Below are 17,662 nucleotides of genomic sequence, written 5' to 3'. Positions count from 1 at the left end.
GTAAGCGGTGCGCCGATCACACTGGCTGGGCGTAATTCCAAGGCAGCAGGGCGTCGATATCGGATTGCTTGTGGCCATTGATGATGGCCCGGAGCGTCGCCGTTATCCAGGCGTGGGGATCGACGGCGTTGAGCTTGCAGGTTTCGATCAGCGAGGCCAGCATCGCCCAGTTCTGTGCGCCGGCGTCATGGCCTGCGAAGAGGGCGTTCTTTCGGTTGAGCGCGATGGGGCGGATGCTGCGTTCGACGGCATTGTTGTCGATCTCGATGCGGCCGTCGGTCAGGAACAGGGTCAAGCCGCCCCGGTATTTGGCGATGTATTTGAGGGCTTCACCGAGCGGGGACTTGGCGGAGACGCGGGCACGGTGGGTGGTGAGCCAAGCCTCGAATGCGTCGATGATCGGCTTTGAGCGTGCTTGTCTTTCGGACAGGCGGGCCTGGGGCTTCTGACCGCGGATGTCCTTCTCGATCCGATAGAGGGCGGCAATCTGTTTCAGCCCCTCATCGGCAATCGGCGTTGTGCCGGTCTGGGCGACTTCATGGAGCTTGCGCCGGGCGTGCGCCCAACAATACGCCAGCTGGATATCCTGGGTTGGCCGTTTGAGCAGCCGGTTGTAGCCCGCATAGCCGTCCACTTGCAGGGTTCCTGTGAAGCCTTTGAGGATGCCCTCGGCGTATTGGCCGGATCGGCCCGGTGCGTAAGTGAAGGCCACGCCCGGCGGGGCACCGCCGCCCCAGGGGCGGTCATCGCGGGCCAAGACCCAGAAGTATCCCGTCTTGGTTTTGCGGCGACCTGGGTCCAGCACCGGCGCCGTGGTCTCATCCATGAACAGCTTGGTGGATCGCTTCAGGTTCGCCAGCAGCGCGTCATAGACGGGTTTGAGTTCAAACGCCGCGCGTCCGACCCAGGCTGCCAGCGTGGAGCGGTCGAGATCGATGCCTTGGCGGCTGTAAATCTGGGCCTGCCGGTACAGGGGAAGGTGGTCGGCGTATTTGGCTACGATCACATGCGCCACCGTGGCCTCGGTCGGCATGCCGCCGGGGATCAGGTGCGCGGGTGCCGGAGCCTGGACGATCCCGCCCTCGCAGGACCGGCAGGCATACTTTGGACGGCGGGTGACGATCACCCGGAACTGTGCCGGCACGATATCCAGCCGTTCGCTGACATCCTCGCCAATGACATGCCGCTCGTGGCCGCAGTCGCAGACCGTGCTCTCGGGTTCGATCACGTCTTCGATGCGCGGCAGGTGTTTCGGCAGCGATCCCCGGTTGGTCTTGCGCGGCGTCGAGGTTCGCATCGGCGTGACCAGCGGATTGACCTCACCTTCGGTCTCGACCTGGGCAATCGCGGTCTCGATATCCTCCAGCGCCAGCTCGAACTGATCCGGATCGATCTTCTCGGACTTGCGCCCGAACAGCGCTTGTTTGAAGGCCGCGACCAAGGCTTCCAGACGTGCGTTCTGCTCCTGCTGGGCCAGGATGATGGCCTTCAGGGCCTCGATGTCATCGGGAAGATTTGCCGCCGCGTTCATGGGGGTGATCTATCAAAATCGCGCGGGAAGCACCCGCCAAAACATCCCCATGATTCACTCTGCCGCAGTCGGCGGACGCGCCGCCAGAGCCTTCACTTTCCGCCAGTCCAATCCGGCAAACAGCGCTTCGAACTGGGCATGGTTCAATGACATCAGGCCGTCGCGGATCGCTGGCCAGGTGAAGGTCGTCTCCTCCAGCCGCTTGTAGATCATCACCAGCCCGGTGCCGTCCCAATAGAGCAGCTTCAGCCGGTCGGCCCGCTTGGCGCGGAACACGAACACCGTCCCGGTGAACGGCTCTTTGCGCAACTCGTTCTTCACCAGGGCCGCCAGCCCGTCATGGCCTTTCCGGAAGTCCACCGGCTTCGTCGACACAACGATCCGTACCCGGTTCGACGGAAAAATCATGCCCCGAGTGCCCGCACAATCTCTGCAATCCGTACCGCCGGGGTCGCCTCGTCCAGCCGGATCACCACATCGCCGCAGACAATCTCAACCGTTGCGTCCCCGGCTCCCACCGTACAGTCGGTCAGCTCTTCGATAACCATCGGCGCGAACTCAGGCTCCGGTTCCGGCAGTGCCGGCAGCACCAGCTTCCCCTCCCGCGCCATCCGCCGCCATTCCGACAGATGATTGGGCCGCATGTTATATCGCCGGGCAACCTCATTCACCGTCGTCCCCGGCTCCAACGTCTCAGCCACGATCCGCGCTTTCACATCATCCGGCCACCGCCTCCGACCGCGAGGTCCGACAATCACCTCACTGAGAAACTCCGCTGAGTGCTCCATGGAGAAAGTCCCTACAAATCGACACAACGCCGGGACTCGCAGATCACACGCTCACAGGAAAGGTGGGGCCAACGCACCGCTTACGCACGACGCCTACGTCGCCAGGTTGAAAGAGGAGCACGGCAGGAAGCACGCCTTCTGGTCGCACACCGCCGCCTGATGGCCGTGCTACCGGAAAATCAGGTCTCGGCTCGTTGGAAGCATTATGGAAGCACGCGGCCGAAAAGCGCTGCGCAATCGCGCCAGATCGTGCGCAGCGGGGCCGCTTCGCCGGGATCGGCAAGTGTCGGAAACTGCGCAAGAACTCGCGGTTCCGAGTGATTGTTCATGGTTCGTTCGACACGACTCATAACCTGAAGGTCGCAGGTTCAAATCCTGCCCCCGCAACCAAATTCCTACGCATTATCAAACGCTTGAACGCCGCCCTCCGGGGCGGCGTTTGCGTTTGAGGCACCCGTGGAAGCACTGTGGAAGCAAGAGGAGCCGAAGTCCTTCGCGCCTCCACGTGAGCAGTTGGGTTCAGCGCTCCTCGATGAAGACGCTGCATTCCTTCGTATGAGACATGAGATTGTCGATCCCAGCGGTGACGTCCCACCTCAGATTGACTCTCTCTCCATCGTCGACGGTCTGGATGGTCACGACGCGATCATGAAAATGTCGATCTCGTCCTGAGCGGTGACGGAGCTCGGGCGTGACGGTAATGCCCACCGATCGAAGCTCGGCGCGCAACGCGCTCGATTGGGCTTGAGCAGGATCGGGCTCCCCATGATGCGGATTCCACACCACCGCCAGTCGCTCGATATCGAGGCCCGCTGCGACAGCCGCTGCAACAAAGTTGGCGAGGCGGCGGCGATTGTGCGGTCGAACCCCACACCAAGGATCCTCGATTTCGAGAGCGACGCGGCGCCCAGAAACTCCTTTGAAAAGCGGAGACAGATCACGCGCGGTTCCCGGCCGGAAGCGGAACACGCGCAAGCGCTCAGTGAGACCAGACATGGGTCCCGGCATTGATTGAACGCTGTCCTGAACAGACGCAAGCCAGCTGTCACCCGCTGTACACGAATACATGTGGCTCACACCGACGAGCGGGCCTGCGAGAGCGGAAGCCGCGTCCTTCTCTGCGTAGAACGCATCCACGCAAGCTTCTGAGCCGACCCCTTTCAAAATCGAAAGGCGCGGCGCATCCAGGACGGCGGAGCTTGGCAGCGTCCCGAAGCGAAGTTGGCCAGATCGTTCATAGGGCGCCAAAGTAAATGCTATTTCGCGATCAAGGCCTGTCGGACTGCGTGCATCATCCGCACCTGGCGGTAGCAGGAAAAGAGCGTGGCGCATCGGGTCTTCGTCGAGCCAGTTTCGCAGCGCTCGCGCGCTGGAGAGGGCCTCGGAGCGATCTTCGGCGCCCCATAGAATTGGACAGGACACTGCCACAAGCCGGGCACCTTCAAGTCGCACCCGCAATGTGGCTGCGGCGGTTTGCGCTATCGGGATAGCAGCCTCGGGAGCGTGAGCAGGCCGCGGTGTCGATTGCGCAAGGAGCGCACGCAACCAGTTAAGCACGGGATGGCGATTGAATTGATCCCAATGAGCCTGGTTGGAGTAGTCATTCAGGCAGCGCGAACAACTTGTTTCGCAAGCTGCGCCGCGAGGGCAATCCAGAACAGCGATGGCGCGACCGAGCAGTACGCGCGCTGAGAAACGAGACTCTTCGAGTAGCCGACGACAGTAACCGGCTCCACCAGGGACTGCGTCCGACAGAATAACGAATGGAGCCGCTCCAAGAAGCTCGACAGTCGCACGAATATCTCTTGGGTCGGTTTCGAGGATATCGGCCGCTGCAAGCCTAAGCGCTTCTGCCAATGTTCGAAGGAAGCCCTCCCGGGCGGCCTTGCGTTCTTTGTCCGTGGGGCGGTCGGAAAAGTCTGGAACTGGCTGGTCGATCCGGATGCCGCGAAGGTCGGTCTCGAAGATACGCGAGATCTACCGGCCATCGGAGAGACTCGACGCGACACCGATCGCCAGTCCGGGGATTCTCATGAACCGCTCGGATCTCTGCCCCCCCGATGGCCTCCTGAGGTGCCGGCTGCGCATGTTCACAGACCGGACACCAAAGATAGCCTGCACCCATCGGGCCACGGTTCAGCACAAGCATTCGCCCGGGCTGACTGCCCTCTGGCGCTACCGCCGGTGCGAAGAAATGCGTCACCCTCGCGAGGTCGGAGGCTTGGAAATCCTCAGGGCGGGCGCGGGTCAGAAGGCGTGCCTCGTCGACAGGTCGAACTCTCAGTCGCGTCGCGCCAGGATCTCTTCCTTGCCGATCGGCATACGAAGTCAGGAAGCCGACCGGTTCCACGAAGGCTCGACGCGGGCCACTGGCCCGGCTGCCGCATTGCGGGCAGTTCTCCCCGAAATCGTCGCGGTCGTGATGAATCTCGGCGTGTTGGCACGCTGGACAAACGCGACAAAAGCCGCGCTCCATCCAAGCGTCGCCGACGCCGAAGGTCGCTCGGCGTGCGATGCCGGCAGATGTCCAAATTCGTCCGCCGGCCACAACTTCAGCACCGGGCGCATATTCGGCGATCGCCATAGCCGCGTCTCGATCGAGCTGAAGAGCGCGATCGTCCGAAGCAGTGTGCGCGCCTCTTTCGGTGACGATCTCCAGATGTATCGAGTGTACCGGGAAGCTATAGGTCGGGATCACCGCCGCGCGCGAAAGGGATTCGACGAGGAATCGATCAAGATATCGCTTCATGTCGCCCAAACGCGCAGTCATACGGCGAGTGGACCGGCTCCGCTCCCGCTCACTTGCATCTGGATCATCGAGCGCGGAGCGGGCCTTTTCGTAGGCATCGTTCATTTCACGCCAACGAGCACAGGTGGCCCTGATCCAGCGGGTTATCTCTGCCCTGGCATGTTCGGTGAGCTCGCCCCCCCTGAGACCAACATGCCCGAGCTTGGCGCCAAGAGTCGCCGTCATGGCCTCGGCAATCTCACGCGCGGCAATACCTTCACTGGAGGTAAGCCATGTCGCGAGATCCGCCAGCACCTCCGCCTCTGCCGTCTCGTCCAGCCGTTCGCCCAGCACGTCACGCAGGCGAGGAGCACCTGTGCGTTCGTGGCCCAAAAGGCGACGATCCAACCAGCCCGCAAGAAGACACGAGACCTGATGCCGTCGGAAGAAGCTTGGATTGTCCAGCGTCAGATACGGGGCCGGCGGCAATGCTTCGAGGTATCCGCGCAGATCGTTGAACTGCGCCTGGTCGTAGCGGCCAGACCGCGCCATCATCAATGCGATGGGTGCGGCTTGAGCCCGCCTGCCGGCGCGCCCCGCGCGCTGCTGATAGTTCGCGATCCCAGGCGGGACGTTCCGACAAAACACCGCTTCCAGCTCGCCCAGATCGACCCCCATCTCCATTGTGGTGGTGCAGCTGAGAAGATTGATTTCCCCCAGCCGGAATCGCTCCTCGATCTCGGCTCGTTCCGTGGTGGAAATGGCAGCGGTATGCTCTCTTGCGATCCCGCTTAGTGGTTGGCCTTCATAGCGAGCGAGGTAGTGATTGCGTCGGCGCATCTCCTGCCGCTCCTCCGGCGAAACTGGAACAGTCCGACCGGTGCAGCGCCAAGCTGTACACACGCCTCCCAGGTCGATCTGGCTCAACGCGCCGCAGCTTTCGCATCGGCGCAAGTCGCCCTCGGCGGCCGCAGTGAACCGCATGGCGGCCAGGTTCAGAACATGGCCATGGCCGCCGGGCACCAGAAGACGATGAAGCGGCCGCGTAGCCTCATCCCAAAATGCCGAGAGAATGTCCCTTGCCTGCTTTTCGGGGATCTCCAGTCTGTTGACCAGAACCCAAAGGGGACGATTGAGACGCCCCGGCTCAGAGAGCAACGTGCGGAGCCGACGGCTTTGATGGGTCCGTGTCAGCGACCACGAGATGTCGGAGCTCGCCAAGCCCTCCCCCCAGATGGATTCGTCCGTCAGGTCGATATTTTCAAGCGAGTTGATCGCCCTCGACTGCCGGATCAGATCCAGGAGAAATCGGACCAAAGCGGGGATGATGCCGCGATGCTCGGGCGGAACCTTTCCAGACAAACGTTGGCTTATCCTCTCGCTGCCATCGTAGTGGACGGTAATCAGGCCGAGCGATTCCAGTGAAAGCCGGAGAGGACCGCCGCAGAGCTCGGCGGCGATCATGGCCATGAGCCGGTCCTTCGCGGCGCTGCTGCTCAACGGCTCCGGGTTGCGGCGATCGTAAAGCTTGAAGCCATTCCGGCGAAGCGAGGTCCACGCACCATCGCGGAGGCCCATGAGATCCAGCGCCTCATCGGCCTCCCTGCGGACAGCCTGAACCATAGTCGCGCGGAGAGCTTGGTCCCGAGAGGTACGCTCGAAAAACGGTGCGAAGAAGGCTGCATCCTGACGGTTATCGGCAAAGACGAGAAGATTCCTCCCCCTCATTGGCGCTTCTGCCGATCGCCCTTGTGGTGCGGGCAGAGCCTCTAGCAATGTCTGTGCGGTCACGGATGCCAGCGCATCGTCACCAGGATGAATCGATGTTACTGGCTCGGCGAAGCGCCCGCCCGTTGCGCCGCAGGAAAGGCACCGTTGGACGTAACTGCGGCGCTCTTCGGGGTCGTCTCGCATTGGCGCCTCGTCAAGCGACAGAACGCCTTCCCCGGGACCATCAGCCAGTTCGCCCGTGTCGGCAAAGAACTCGAAGGAGGGCTCGTCCTCGGACTCGTCGTCGATTCCGTCGGCATCGAGCTCTGTTGCGGCCTCTCCCGCTCGGATCAACCTCAACACACGGCGCCTCGAATTGGGGCTGATCTCGGGGCGGGGATGAAGCATCGTTCCATCGTCCCAGCCTTCGATATAGGGTTCTCCGCAATTGCGGCACACGAGCAGGGGATAGGCCGGGGCGCCGTCAATATGGGTGCCGTTTCGCGATAGCTGGAAGCCGGACCAATTCTCGGGATCGCTTGCAGACAGCTTCAGCGCCACCCCCTCGACGCCCGAGGCCGCAAGATGAAACCTTGCAGGGAGAAGTGGAAAAGCGCCAGGCGTAGAGGGACGAGCCAGCACACCCAGAGAGATCAGAGCCTTGAGCGCGGTCTGTGCCGTCTCCGCAGAATCGGATGGGAAAACGCGCGCCGCCAGATCGGCAAAAGGCAAGGCACGTTCCTTGAGCGCGCTGGCCACGTCGCGCACCTGCTTGATGCGAGCGAGCCGCTCGATGAGCCCCTCTCCGAAGGGCTGGGAAGCGTCGAGGGTCAGCGCTTCGAGGCCAGCCTCCCTTACGGCCTCGTTCCAATCTTCCGTCAGGTAGTCGGCGTTGTCGGGCGCAAGGCATCCTTGCTCTCGCAATGAAGAGAGCACTCGTCCAGCTTCAACCCAATCCGAAGCGGCGAGCACAACAAGCTCCGCGTCATCGCACAAGGCTGGATGCAGCTTTCGCTCGGCGGTGATCACTGCGCCGTCGCCGCTGGGAAACGGCTCGCCGAACAAATCTTCGGCAAAGCGGGCCAACTCTTCGCGCCGAGCCGGGTCAAGGCTTGCGGAGGTGCCTACACAGCGGATCTGCCCTTGGGGTATTCCGAGACGCGCCTTCAACTTTCGCAGAAGAAAGGCCACTTCAATGGCTTGAGCGCCCGAATAGGTATGCACCTCATCGAGCACTAGCCAGCGCAGGTCCGCTCCGGCCAGGAGGGCACGATTGCGCGGCAAGAGCAAAATATGCTCGAGCATGGCATAGTTGGTGACAAGGATATGCGGCGGCTTTTCAAGCATCTCGCCCCTGGCGAGAAGCCAGTTGCGCGGTGCATGGCGGGCATCCGGGAAATCCGCCTGAAAGGTGGGTGTGGCAATCAGATGGGCTTCTTCGTCGGCTCGTGTTGCGTTGGAGCGAACCTGTCCGGTGAAGCGCCCGAGTGTGATTCCAGGATCACCCAGATCTCGAAACAAGAGCCGAGCAATACGGTGCATCTGGTCATTTGCGAGAGCGTTGAGTGGATAAACCAGGATTGCGCGGACACCAGGCCGCTCCAATTCTCCTCGGCGCAGCAAATCGTCGATCAGCGGAAAGAGAAACGACTCCGTCTTGCCCGAGCCGGTGCCCGTGGCCACGAGGTAGTTTTCCTCGCGCCCAATGGCAGCGGCCTGGTGCAGATGGAGTGGTCGATGCCACAACGACCGGCCCTCCGCGCTTTCGGAAAGCGCTGACCAGGCGCCGTGCAGCGCTCCGTCTGCAACCAGTTCTTCGATGCTTCCGCCCTTCTCAAAGTCAGGCAAGCTCTCGACAAATGGGCCGCGAACCAATGCCGCGCGCGCGCAGGCTTCAGCGACAGCACGCGACAGCCTTGGGGCCCGCGCGGCAGAGACAGCGGCGGCCGTTGTGATATAGCGCGCCAGTGTCGCACCAAGGTCTTCCTTGAAACGCATTGGATCGAGTTCGGTCATGGACGCTCCTTGGCGATCTGCCAGAGTAACAGATGGAATGCGAAAAGTTCCGGCGCGAGGCGTAGCATGAAGGCGATGCTGGTCAGAGCTTGCTCAGGCGACATCTCTGCTCGAGCGGAAATGGCATCAACATATTGCGCCACCTCATTGAACCGGCTTGCCTTGGCAAAACCGCACAGCAGCGCCGAGGCCCACAGATCGACCTGGTCTGGTTCCTGTGCTTCTTGTCTCCGCCGTGGAACCGGTGGGCGAAGGGTCTCGGGCGCAAACTTCCAGGCGGCATGCATCAATCGCTGCAAGGATTGCTGGCGCCGGCTGTTCGGCCCCTCCTCGGCCGTGTCTTCGACAAACAGCCCAGCGGCATCAAGGCGCTCGATAAGCCGGATATGTGCCGCCCGCCAATGGTCAGGCCCCAGCAATGGTGTCCCGCGCCAGAACCAACCCGCCGATGGATCCGTATCGAAGATCTGAAGAAACTGGAAATATCGACCTGGACTGAACCTTTCCAAACGAGCCCCGGTTTCATTTGCTTGCTTCCAGTTTTCGAAGCCAGGGAAGATGGCTGCATGAAGGTGAGACAGATCGCGCAGGCGCGCTGTATCGAGCGTCGCCAGCGCGGCCATTTCGGCAATGCCGTGGTCGCTGGAGGCCGCCAGAGTCGCGAATGCCCGAGGGGCGGCGGCGTAAAGATCGGGTGCGAAGCACAGAGGGTGCAGGATCGGCACCCAGCCGGGAGCTGCGTGATCAGGAGGGGGTATTGAAGCTGCGCGCATTATGGCGCTGTCACCGCCGGGCAGCGCACGCAGGCGAAGTCCGAGCGCCTTCCAGCGCGACACAATCGTACGCTCCAGCGTTGGCCAGCACTCTACCGCATAGCAATCGGACAGCCAGCGACAGAGGGTCTCGAAACGACGCTGAATCTCGTCGTCGCGCACGAATTTGTCCGCCGCCGGGTTGGAAATGGCGATCGCAAAGCTGTCGCCTCTAGAATTGCGAAGCGGACGCCAGCCTTCACGCCCTTCGGGGCGAATCAAAAGTTGGGCGAGGCGCGGCCCATCATCAAGCCAATCCGTGTCAATGGTGAGATCGACCGCGTGCGCGTTGTTGTCACGCACATCGGCGTGAAACCATTCTGGTCGGCGCGTTGCCACCGGCCGATAACGCAGCGCGGCCTCGGCGAGAACGATCTCCCCGATTTCATTCTCAATCTCAACCGCCACCGCATCGACTGGCTCGGCAAATTTCAACCGTAGCCGAATTGCGTCGCTAGCGGGCAGAAGATTGATTTCAAGAGGGGCAAGTGCCGCGACGAGTTCGAACAGCAAGACCTCCGAGCCATTGCTGCGCCGCAACATCACGCGTTCATCGGCCGAAGGCGTCAGAAGATCGCGAACAGCGAGATTGCGGGTCAGACCGCCGATGAACGGTGCCTCTTCCCGTCTTCCACGGATGATCAATTGCGCCTTTTGGTCGGGGCATCGAACGCAAATCGTATCGAAACGATCATCTTCACCAACCGAGAGCCGGGTACCCAGCGGGAGCGGGGCAACGCTTCCATCCGCGCGTCGCCACACGACAGTGACGTCTGGCCAGGGCAGATCGAATGGAACGTGAACGCCTTCGATGTCGAATACGGCTCGGGCAATGCTGTATCCACCGCCCGGCTCAAGGCAAAGTTGTCCGTGGTCGTCGCGACCAACGTGAAGGCATTCGTCCTGGACAAGATTGCTGACGGCACTCTCACTTTCGAGCACTATGCCGTCCGTGCCGCGGAATCCCGGCCAAACCCATGCGGACAGACCGATTCCCGAGCCATGAACATCGGCACTCCCTGCGTTTGGCGCCATCAACTCAGCCCTGAGGCGAATCGGGTCTTCGGCTTCGGCCCCTTCGAATTCGGTCAGGATTTCCCCAATGCCGATATCTCCAAAACCATCAGCCGAAATGGGGATCTGTATAAGTCGCGATTGCGCGCCGAGGGTGACGCGTACTGCACGTATTTCGGAACGTCCCAATCCGGTTTCGACACGAAGGCGTGAGGAACGCCCATAAAGCGGCCCCCGTGGTCCGTCCGCGATTGGAGAGCCCGTTAGCAAAAGACGTCTTCTCGGACGGGCTTTGAGACCGGTCTGCGTGCCATCGTGGTCGACCGTTACAGCGTGCGGTCCAAGAGTTGCGAAGCCAACAAAGCTATCGGATTCCGGTTCAAAAGCGGCTTCTCCAGCTACCGAAAAGGGCTCGCGCGCCAGGATTATGATGTCTCTTGAGTCGATTTCGACGTCGCCTGCGCCGCGCGGGATCTCGCGCAGATAATGGCCGGTGATCCTGTCGAAAACCGCGCAACCTCCGCGCGCGAGGAACTCAAGCTGACCTGTCTGCCCGGAGATTTCCCAACGTATCTCACTTGGCCACGGCTGCGGGAGTGGCCAGTCTTCACCGCCACGTAACCGCAGAGGACGTTGCGCGCCATCGAAACAAAGGCGAATACGTCCCTCGGTTCGGGGCAGCCGCAATACAAGCCCACCGGACTGCCAATGCAGCTTCGGTCGCGGTGCGAGCGCCTCTCTTCCTCGCCGGCTTGGTGCCGAATTCGTCTCCTTCAACCGTTCTTCAAGAACTGCCTTGAACTGCCTCTCGAATTCTATCGCAGGAACAAAGCCCTCTGGGTCTTGGCGTAACCGCGCGAACAAAGCGGCATGCCAAGCGGTTTCATCCCAAAGGATTGCTCGGCGAAGCACGTTGACCGACGGAGGGAGAAAATAGAGGGCGTCGTCCTCCCAACGATTCAGCTCTGCTGTCGACTCGGTTGGTGGCGGGCCGAAAGCTTTCTCCTGCCTCAAGAATGCGTCAACCAAGTGCGGAAGTTGTGCCTGACTGACGCCGGCATGAAGAAGGTAGACGTCGACATCGCGTTCAAAGCCCCGCGTGGGCAGGCCGAACCGCTCGCATGTCGTGCAGAAGGAATTGAACAAAGCTTTCCGATGCTGCTGGTATTGCAAAGGTACGCAGAGCGTATTTTCGATGTGCGGATAGACCGCATGTCCATCGTCGCCATAGCCTTCGCTCAGGGAGTGCGTCACCAACCAGGTCGCCAAGTTGGGAAACTTTCGAAAGAACGCGTCGATCCGATCCGCTCGACGGTCCAGAAATTGCCGCGCCTCATCAAGTGCTCGCTTGAATGCCCCATCCTCCAATGGCAGCAATCCGATGAATGGCGGCGCGCCTACGGATCGTCTGCGAGTGCTGAGCAAAAAGTCGGCTGTTCTGCAGCTCATTGCCCCCCCTTGGACAATTACGCACCGAGAGGTTGATTCTCTGCGAAGTTGCTTCTCTCCGCATTCATGGGTAACAATTCGCCTATCCGCGAACAAGCGGATTGACAGGGGAATGCAGCGATGATCCGGCCATGTCCAGCGACGGGATGACCTTCGGGCGCGCTATCGCGCAGGCGCGCAAGGCGGCTGGCATGAGCCAGAAGGAGCTCGCTGCGCGGGTGATGAAGGAAGAGGGGGGCGGGTCTATCTCCCCGCAGTACCTCAACGACATCGAGCATGACCGCCGCAGCCCCAGCTCCAGCCACCTGATTCGGCAGTTTTCCGGCATCCTGAACATACCGGAGGACTACCTCTTCGCGCTCGCGGGGCGGCTGCCGGACGACCTGCGCCGGGAAGCGTCGGATCCCGAGAAGGTGGTCAGGGCCTTCGCGAACTTCAGGAAGACGCTTAAGGAGTGAGGGCGGGGCCATGGTGCGGATGATCCCGGACAACACCGGGCGCTTTCCGCGGCGCCCCTACTTTGAAGCACGCGAGCTCGACGCCGAATGCGAACGGCTGATCCAGGAGTTCCTGCTCTCCCACAAGAAGAGGGTCGCCTATCCGGTCAGCACCGATGACCTGACTGTGCTCGTCGAGGCGCATGTCGAGGATCTCGACACCTATGCCGACCTTTCCGGCTACGGCGACGATGTCGAAGGGGTGACCGAATTCTTCGCCGACCGGATGCCGAGAGTGGCGATCTCGGAACGCATCTCGGCCGATGATCGGCGCGAGAACCGCTTCAGAACGACGCTCACCCACGAATTCGGCCACGTGAAATTCCACGGGCCGCTCTGGGCCGAGAAGTTCGCGACCGGCGACCTGCTAGACCGCGACCCGAACGCCAACAAGGCCATCTCCAGGCGCGACAACATTCTCGGCGCACCGCAGACCGACTGGATGGAATGGCAGGCCGGATACATCAGCGGCGCGATCCTGATGCCGGCCACGCCGTTGCGGCGCCTGGTTTCCGACTACTGCGCGCCGCGCGAGCTGCACGGCAACATCCACGTGGCCTCCGAACACGCCGCGGAGCTGATCCGAAGGGTGATGGCGCAGTTCGCGGTCTCCGAGGAGGCGGCGCGCGTGCGGCTGCTTAAGCTCAACCTGATCACGACGGTGCAGGGCCAGCCGTCGCTTTTCGACTGATATACGCCAATCCGCGGTGGCGCGTATTTTTGCGATTGACTCCCTTCTGGTGCGATATACGCTGATTAGCAGATCAGCCGACAATGGAATCGCCAGAAAGGAGAACCCGGTGACCGCACTTTCCACTTTCCTTCGCAAGACGCCGGGTGAGGCGCTGCGCGACTATTTCGACCGGCCGGAAATCGGCCTTCCCGCCGGCTTCGACTGGAGCCTGCCCGAGACGGAGCTCCCGAGGCCGTTGCTTGGCGCCATCGAGGAGATGACCCGGTCCCAGCGGGACCGCATCTCGAACGATGCCGAGCGTGTGAACGCCCTGGCGGACGAGGCGGGGCAGGCGGCCATCTACAGTGTTGCCGAGAACCCCGCCGTGCTCGACGGGCTCTCGAATGCCCATGCCCGAGCGCTCTGGATGTTCCTGAATGCGCCGGAGCGTTTTCGCCATGCCGAGGAGGTCCGCTTCACGGAGGACCGCCGGCGCGGACGGATGTGGGCAGGCTTCATGACGGAAGCCGGCCGCGCCGTGCGGCGCGAGGAGGGCGCGATCGAGGCGTTCGTCTCAGCGCTCAAGGCATTCTCGGGCGCCACGCATGTCCATGTGGACATCTTCGACCGCGTGCGCACGACCCTCGAAGGCGACGAATGCGACCTGGTGCAGGTGACGATCTACCGCGAGGGACGGCCCGACGATCTGCTCCGCTTCGACGACAAGGGGTCGCTTGTCCGGCAGGCCTATCGTCCGGTGTTCGAGGCCGCGGTGACCTATGAAGCGGCAACCGGCGGCATCGAGGTTGTCGCCGGCGACAGGGCGACGCGCAGCGAGATCGTCAAGGCGACGGTCACGCATCTCCTTGGGATCGCGTTCGAGGAAAACCGCCTGCCGCTGCGGTGTTATGACCTGTCCGTTCTGCTCTCGCACCACGAATTCCCCGTCGATCCGGAGGACGGGATCGAGGCGGTCGAGGTGCGTGAGCTGCGCGTGATGCCGATCGACGACAGCGATTTCAGGGTGACGCTGGAGAAACCCGCGCGCGCAGACGAGACGATCTGGATGAAGGCGGAGGAGCGCTTCGGTGATCGCACGCCGCTGAGCGACGCCTACGTCGCCACGCGCGCGAGGATCGCCGTGAAGCTCGCCCGGCGCCCGGGGAGCGGACGGCGACGGACGCTGAGCTTCACCGTCACCTGGCCGCATGGCTGCGATCTGAAGGATCGGACCGCGACCGAACAGCTGATCGGCGAGAAATACCTGCGGCGCTGGGGGATCCTCGTCGATGACCCGCAACTCTTCGAGGATTGATCGCGCCGCCCGTCGGCTGCTCTCGTCCATCGCCGGGACCCGCGGCGCGCGGGTCTCGGCCTTCGCGCTGGCGCAGATGGGCGGCGCGGGCGAGGCGCTGATGGAAGCGGGGCTGCTCGTGCCGCATGGCAGCAGCACATGCATCGTCGCGTCGGACGATCTTGACGACACGCCCGTGGCGGTGATCACCCACCCGCTCACCGGGCGTGCGGGTCACCTGGGCAATTGGGCCTGGCAGGACGAGCGCACGAGCGAGCGCCGCCGCGTCCATGCGTTGGACATGGCGGCAGGAGCTCGGCGAGTTGTCGCCAAGCTCGATTGTTCGCTCGGAAATGACCCGGTGCCGTATCTCGACGACGCGGCGCTGGATTTCGGGACGGCGCGGCTGCCAAGGCGTGCCGCTCGGGTGGGGATATGGGTGGCGCGGGGGCTGACCAGGCCGGAGGGTTTCGCGGCCTTTCGCGAACTCGTCCAGCGTCGGCCATCCGACGGTCTTCGCGTGGTCATCGTTCTCGACCCGCCGGGACGAATGCCCGTTCCGTTCATCCGGGGTCACGAGCTCGTCGCGCTGGAGGATGTGGTCGAACACGAGGACGGGCTTGCGGTCGCCCCCGAAATCCTTGCGGCACGGCTGCTCAAGGGCCCGTCGCACCAGGGGCCCGTCTGGGTCTCCGGCGATGGCGGTGTGCTGATTGTCCACGGCAAATGGCACGAGTTCACCGGCGGCAAGCAGAAGATCGCCGTCGCCATGCTGGCCGAGGCCTGGCTTGACGGCGACCCGGTCCTGCCGGTTGCACGCATTCTCGAGGAAGCCGAATGCGGGCCTTCGGTGAAGAGATTGAAGGACCTCTTCGGGGGCCACCCGACATGGCGGGAGGTCATTCGGGAAAGCGGCTCCAACTGCTGGCTCGAAGTCTGACGCCGCACAATCCCGGCGATCCGGCCGCCCTTCGGGGCGGCCGTTTTCGTTTTCGGGCGCCTCAAGCCGCATTCCTCCCGTTCCCGCTCCCTCTGACCTCCCCATCTCCTCCCCGCGCATGCCCCAGTCTCCTTCGCAGGCATTCGGCTAATCGCGAAGGAGACGACGATGTCAGTCACACATCTCAACCAGGTCGAGCTGGCGGCTCGATGGAAGATCAGCCCGCGCACGCTGGAGCGCTGGCGTTGGAGCGGCGAAGGTCCCGCCTTCATCAAGATCGGGGGCCGGGTCGTGTACCGGCTCGAGGATGTCGAGGCCTACGAGGCCAACCGGCACTGCTCGAGCACGGCCGACAAGCCCACCGCGAAACTGGCGTGAGGGGGCGGCCATGACGATTTCCAACCGCATCACCCTCGACGACCTTCCCACCCTGCCGGTGGGCGAGATCGCCGCGCTGCCGGGCGATCAGCTGGCGCTCCTGAAACATGACGCCGACGAGCGGCTGCGCTCTGCGAAGACCCTCTGCGACTGGCTCGATGGCGCGATCGCCCTGAAATACGGCGACCGGGCACAGGCCGCCCGCCGTGCGGAAGGCAGGGACACCGGCACCGTGCGTTTCCAGGACGGCCCGGTCACGGTGGTCGCGGAGCTGCCCAAGCGCGTCGATTGGGACCAGGCGTTGCTCGCCGGTCTGGTCGAGCGCATCGGGGCCGATGGCGCCAACCCCGCCGACTACGTCGGCATTGTGTTGAGCGTACCCGAGCGCAAATACACCGCCTGGCCCAAGGACCTCCGCCAAGAGTTCGAGCCCGCGCGCACGGTGCGGGCGGGCAAGCCGAAGTTCCGGCTGCTCATCGGCGAGGAGGCGCGCTGATGGCCATCTCGCTTGCATCCCTGCAAACCTCGTCGGTTCTGCGCCCGCCGCGCGTGCTCATTCACGGCGTCGCCGGCATCGGCAAGTCCACCTTCGCCGCGTCGGCCGACGCGCCGGTGTTCGTCCTCACCGAGGATGGTCTCGGCAAGCTGCAGGTGCCGCATTTCCCGCTGGCGACGAGCTATGCCGAGGTCGCCGAGGCGCTGGACGCCCTGCTCGAGGAGGACCATAGCTATTCCACGGTGGTGGTCGACAGCGTGGACTGGCTGGAGCCGCTGATCTGGGCCGAGGCCTGCCGGCGCAACGGCTGGCAGTCGATCGAAAGCCCCGGCTTCGGCAAGGGCTACGCCGAGGCGCTGACCATCTGGCGCGAGTACATCGACCGGCTGAACGCGCTCCGCGACCGCAATGGCATGGCGGTCATCCAGATCGCCCACACCGACGTCAGGCGCTTCGACAGCCCCGAGCACGAGCCCTACGACCGCTACGTGATCAAGCTGCAGGCGCGCGCCTCGGCGCTCTTGCAGGAGCACTCGGACGTCGTGCTCTTCGCGAACTACCGGATCTCGGTCAGCAAGTCCGACGTCGGCTTCAACAAGAAGGTGACCCGGGCGCTCGGGTCCGGTGCGCGCGTCATGCACACCGAGGAGCGTCCCGCCTTCCTCGCCAAGAACCGCTACGGCCTGCCGGAAACCCTGCCTCTCGAGTGGTCGGCCTTCGTCGCCGCCATGGAGGGCGGTTCCGCCGAGGCTTCCCCACCCGCTCCGGCCGCGCCGGCCACCGAATGATCCAGACAGACAAGGAACAGAACCATGGCACGTTTTGACACCGCCTTTGACGCCACCGGCATCGAGCCCGCCACCGCCTACGAGATCCTGCCCGCCGGCAGGTACCGCGCCCAGATCGTCGAGAGCGAGATGCGCGTCACCAAGAACGGGATGGGGCAGTATCTCTGGCTGATGCTCGACATCCTCGAGGGGCCGCACAAAGGGCGCAAGATCTTCGACCAGCTGAACCTGGTGAACGCCAACCCCACCACGGTCGAGATCGCGCAGCGCACGCTGTCGGCGATCTGCCACGCCACGGGCAAGCTTCAGGTGAACGACAGCGAGGAGCTGCACCTGATCCCGATGACGATCCAGGTCGGCGTGAAGCCCCCGAAGAACGGTTATGGCGAGCGCAACACGATCCGCTACATGGTCCCGGAAACCCCGGCGCAGGCGGCCCCGCCCAAGCCCGCCGCCACGCAGCCGGCCAGCGCGCCCGCCCAGTCGGCACCCGCCCGCCCGGCCACCGCGCCCTGGAACCGCAAGAGCTGACGCCCTCGGCCGCCGCG

At 63.3% G+C, this 17,662-nt stretch carries 14 protein-coding genes and 1 pseudogene; 8 read left to right on the top strand and 7 right to left on the bottom strand.

Annotated elements, in window-relative coordinates; translation table 11 throughout:
* Positions 1-16: 16 nt before the first annotated feature.
* From tnpC to BLQ14_RS15325, 7 genes and pseudogenes are all read right to left on the bottom strand, one after another.
* Positions 17-1,531, bottom strand: coding sequence for an IS66 family transposase (tnpC, locus tag BLQ14_RS14250; RefSeq protein ID WP_092500240.1), 1,515 nt, complete (start codon positions 1,529-1,531; stop codon positions 17-19).
* 54 nt (positions 1,532-1,585) lie between these two features.
* Positions 1,586-1,939: an IS66 family insertion sequence element accessory protein TnpB gene (gene tnpB / locus BLQ14_RS14245; RefSeq protein WP_092500241.1), complete on the bottom strand. Its 354-nt coding sequence runs from the start codon at positions 1,937-1,939 to the stop codon at positions 1,586-1,588.
* On the bottom strand, positions 1,936-2,232 hold the full coding sequence (locus BLQ14_RS14240) for a transposase (protein WP_245657043.1): 297 nt from the start codon (positions 2,230-2,232) through the stop codon (positions 1,936-1,938). The genes tnpB and BLQ14_RS14240 overlap by 4 nt, the downstream gene beginning before the upstream one ends.
* A gap of 606 nt (positions 2,233-2,838) precedes the next feature.
* The gene (locus BLQ14_RS15575) at positions 2,839-3,651 is read right to left on the bottom strand and encodes a hypothetical protein (protein WP_245657123.1); all 813 of its coding nucleotides are present in this window, start codon (positions 3,649-3,651) and stop codon (positions 2,839-2,841) included.
* A 333-nt stretch (positions 3,652-3,984) separates the two neighbouring features.
* A pseudogene (locus tag BLQ14_RS15695) lies at positions 3,985-4,176 on the bottom strand (Zn-binding domain-containing protein); the annotation flags it as partial.
* Complete coding sequence (locus tag BLQ14_RS14230) at positions 4,160-8,773, bottom strand: DEAD/DEAH box helicase (protein WP_092501240.1); 4,614 nt, start codon at positions 8,771-8,773, stop codon at positions 4,160-4,162. The pseudogene BLQ14_RS15695 and the gene BLQ14_RS14230, both read right to left, overlap by 17 nt.
* The gene (locus BLQ14_RS15325; RefSeq protein WP_143004505.1) at positions 8,770-12,048 is read right to left on the bottom strand and encodes a hypothetical protein; all 3,279 of its coding nucleotides are present in this window, start codon (positions 12,046-12,048) and stop codon (positions 8,770-8,772) included. The genes BLQ14_RS14230 and BLQ14_RS15325 overlap by 4 nt, the downstream gene beginning before the upstream one ends.
* 131 nt (positions 12,049-12,179) lie before the next feature.
* Between BLQ14_RS15325 and BLQ14_RS14210 the strand changes: the two genes are divergently transcribed.
* The 8 genes from BLQ14_RS14210 to BLQ14_RS14175 all read left to right on the top strand — a co-directional run bounded on the left by BLQ14_RS14210 (position 12,180) and on the right by BLQ14_RS14175 (position 17,645).
* Positions 12,180-12,506: a helix-turn-helix domain-containing protein gene (locus BLQ14_RS14210; RefSeq protein WP_092501236.1), complete on the top strand. Its 327-nt coding sequence runs from the start codon at positions 12,180-12,182 to the stop codon at positions 12,504-12,506.
* A 10-nt stretch (positions 12,507-12,516) separates the two neighbouring features.
* Complete coding sequence (locus tag BLQ14_RS14205) at positions 12,517-13,236, top strand: ImmA/IrrE family metallo-endopeptidase (protein WP_092501235.1); 720 nt, start codon at positions 12,517-12,519, stop codon at positions 13,234-13,236.
* A gap of 109 nt (positions 13,237-13,345) precedes the next feature.
* The gene (locus BLQ14_RS14200) at positions 13,346-14,533 is read left to right on the top strand and encodes a hypothetical protein (protein WP_092501234.1); all 1,188 of its coding nucleotides are present in this window, start codon (positions 13,346-13,348) and stop codon (positions 14,531-14,533) included.
* Positions 14,508-15,452, top strand: coding sequence for a hypothetical protein (locus BLQ14_RS14195; RefSeq protein WP_092501233.1), 945 nt, complete (start codon positions 14,508-14,510; stop codon positions 15,450-15,452). The genes BLQ14_RS14200 and BLQ14_RS14195 overlap by 26 nt, the downstream gene beginning before the upstream one ends.
* Before the next feature lie 168 nt (positions 15,453-15,620).
* Entirely contained in the window at positions 15,621-15,830 is a 210-nt protein-coding gene (locus BLQ14_RS14190) for a helix-turn-helix transcriptional regulator (RefSeq protein WP_092501232.1), read from the top strand.
* A gap of 10 nt (positions 15,831-15,840) precedes the next feature.
* Complete coding sequence (locus tag BLQ14_RS14185) at positions 15,841-16,326, top strand: hypothetical protein (RefSeq protein WP_092501231.1); 486 nt, start codon at positions 15,841-15,843, stop codon at positions 16,324-16,326.
* Positions 16,326-17,114, top strand: coding sequence for an ATP-binding protein (locus tag BLQ14_RS14180; protein WP_092501230.1), 789 nt, complete (start codon positions 16,326-16,328; stop codon positions 17,112-17,114). The genes BLQ14_RS14185 and BLQ14_RS14180 overlap by 1 nt, the downstream gene beginning before the upstream one ends.
* Before the next feature lie 24 nt (positions 17,115-17,138).
* Positions 17,139-17,645 carry a DUF669 domain-containing protein gene (locus BLQ14_RS14175; RefSeq protein ID WP_092501229.1) on the top strand — a complete coding sequence of 169 codons (507 nt, stop codon included), beginning with the start codon at positions 17,139-17,141 and terminating at the stop codon, positions 17,643-17,645.
* The last annotated feature ends 17 nt before the right edge of the window (positions 17,646-17,662 follow it).

The organism is Meinhardsimonia xiamenensis (assembly GCF_900102905.1).
In the GTDB taxonomy this organism is placed as follows: domain Bacteria; phylum Pseudomonadota; class Alphaproteobacteria; order Rhodobacterales; family Rhodobacteraceae; genus Meinhardsimonia; species Meinhardsimonia xiamenensis.
Note: the sequence above shows the minus strand (reverse complement) of the source record. Positions and strands in the feature narration are given on the sequence as shown.

Coding starts and splice junctions, on each gene's coding strand:
- tnpB (WP_092500241.1), bottom strand. CDS start 1,939: ATGATTTTTCCGTCGAACCGGGTACGGATCGTTGTGTCGACGAAGCCG.
- BLQ14_RS14195 (WP_092501233.1), top strand. CDS start 14,508: ATGACCCGCAACTCTTCGAGGATTGATCGCGCCGCCCGTCGGCTGCTC.
- BLQ14_RS14190 (WP_092501232.1), top strand. CDS start 15,621: ATGTCAGTCACACATCTCAACCAGGTCGAGCTGGCGGCTCGATGGAAG.
- BLQ14_RS14210 (WP_092501236.1), top strand. CDS start 12,180: ATGTCCAGCGACGGGATGACCTTCGGGCGCGCTATCGCGCAGGCGCGC.
- BLQ14_RS14230 (WP_092501240.1), bottom strand. CDS start 8,773: ATGACCGAACTCGATCCAATGCGTTTCAAGGAAGACCTTGGTGCGACA.
- BLQ14_RS15575 (WP_245657123.1), bottom strand. CDS start 3,651: ATGCGCCACGCTCTTTTCCTGCTACCGCCAGGTGCGGATGATGCACGC.
- BLQ14_RS14180 (WP_092501230.1), top strand. CDS start 16,326: ATGGCCATCTCGCTTGCATCCCTGCAAACCTCGTCGGTTCTGCGCCCG.
- BLQ14_RS14205 (WP_092501235.1), top strand. CDS start 12,517: ATGGTGCGGATGATCCCGGACAACACCGGGCGCTTTCCGCGGCGCCCC.
- BLQ14_RS14185 (WP_092501231.1), top strand. CDS start 15,841: ATGACGATTTCCAACCGCATCACCCTCGACGACCTTCCCACCCTGCCG.
- BLQ14_RS14175 (WP_092501229.1), top strand. CDS start 17,139: ATGGCACGTTTTGACACCGCCTTTGACGCCACCGGCATCGAGCCCGCC.
- BLQ14_RS15325 (WP_143004505.1), bottom strand. CDS start 12,048: ATGAGCTGCAGAACAGCCGACTTTTTGCTCAGCACTCGCAGACGATCC.
- tnpC (WP_092500240.1), bottom strand. CDS start 1,531: ATGAACGCGGCGGCAAATCTTCCCGATGACATCGAGGCCCTGAAGGCC.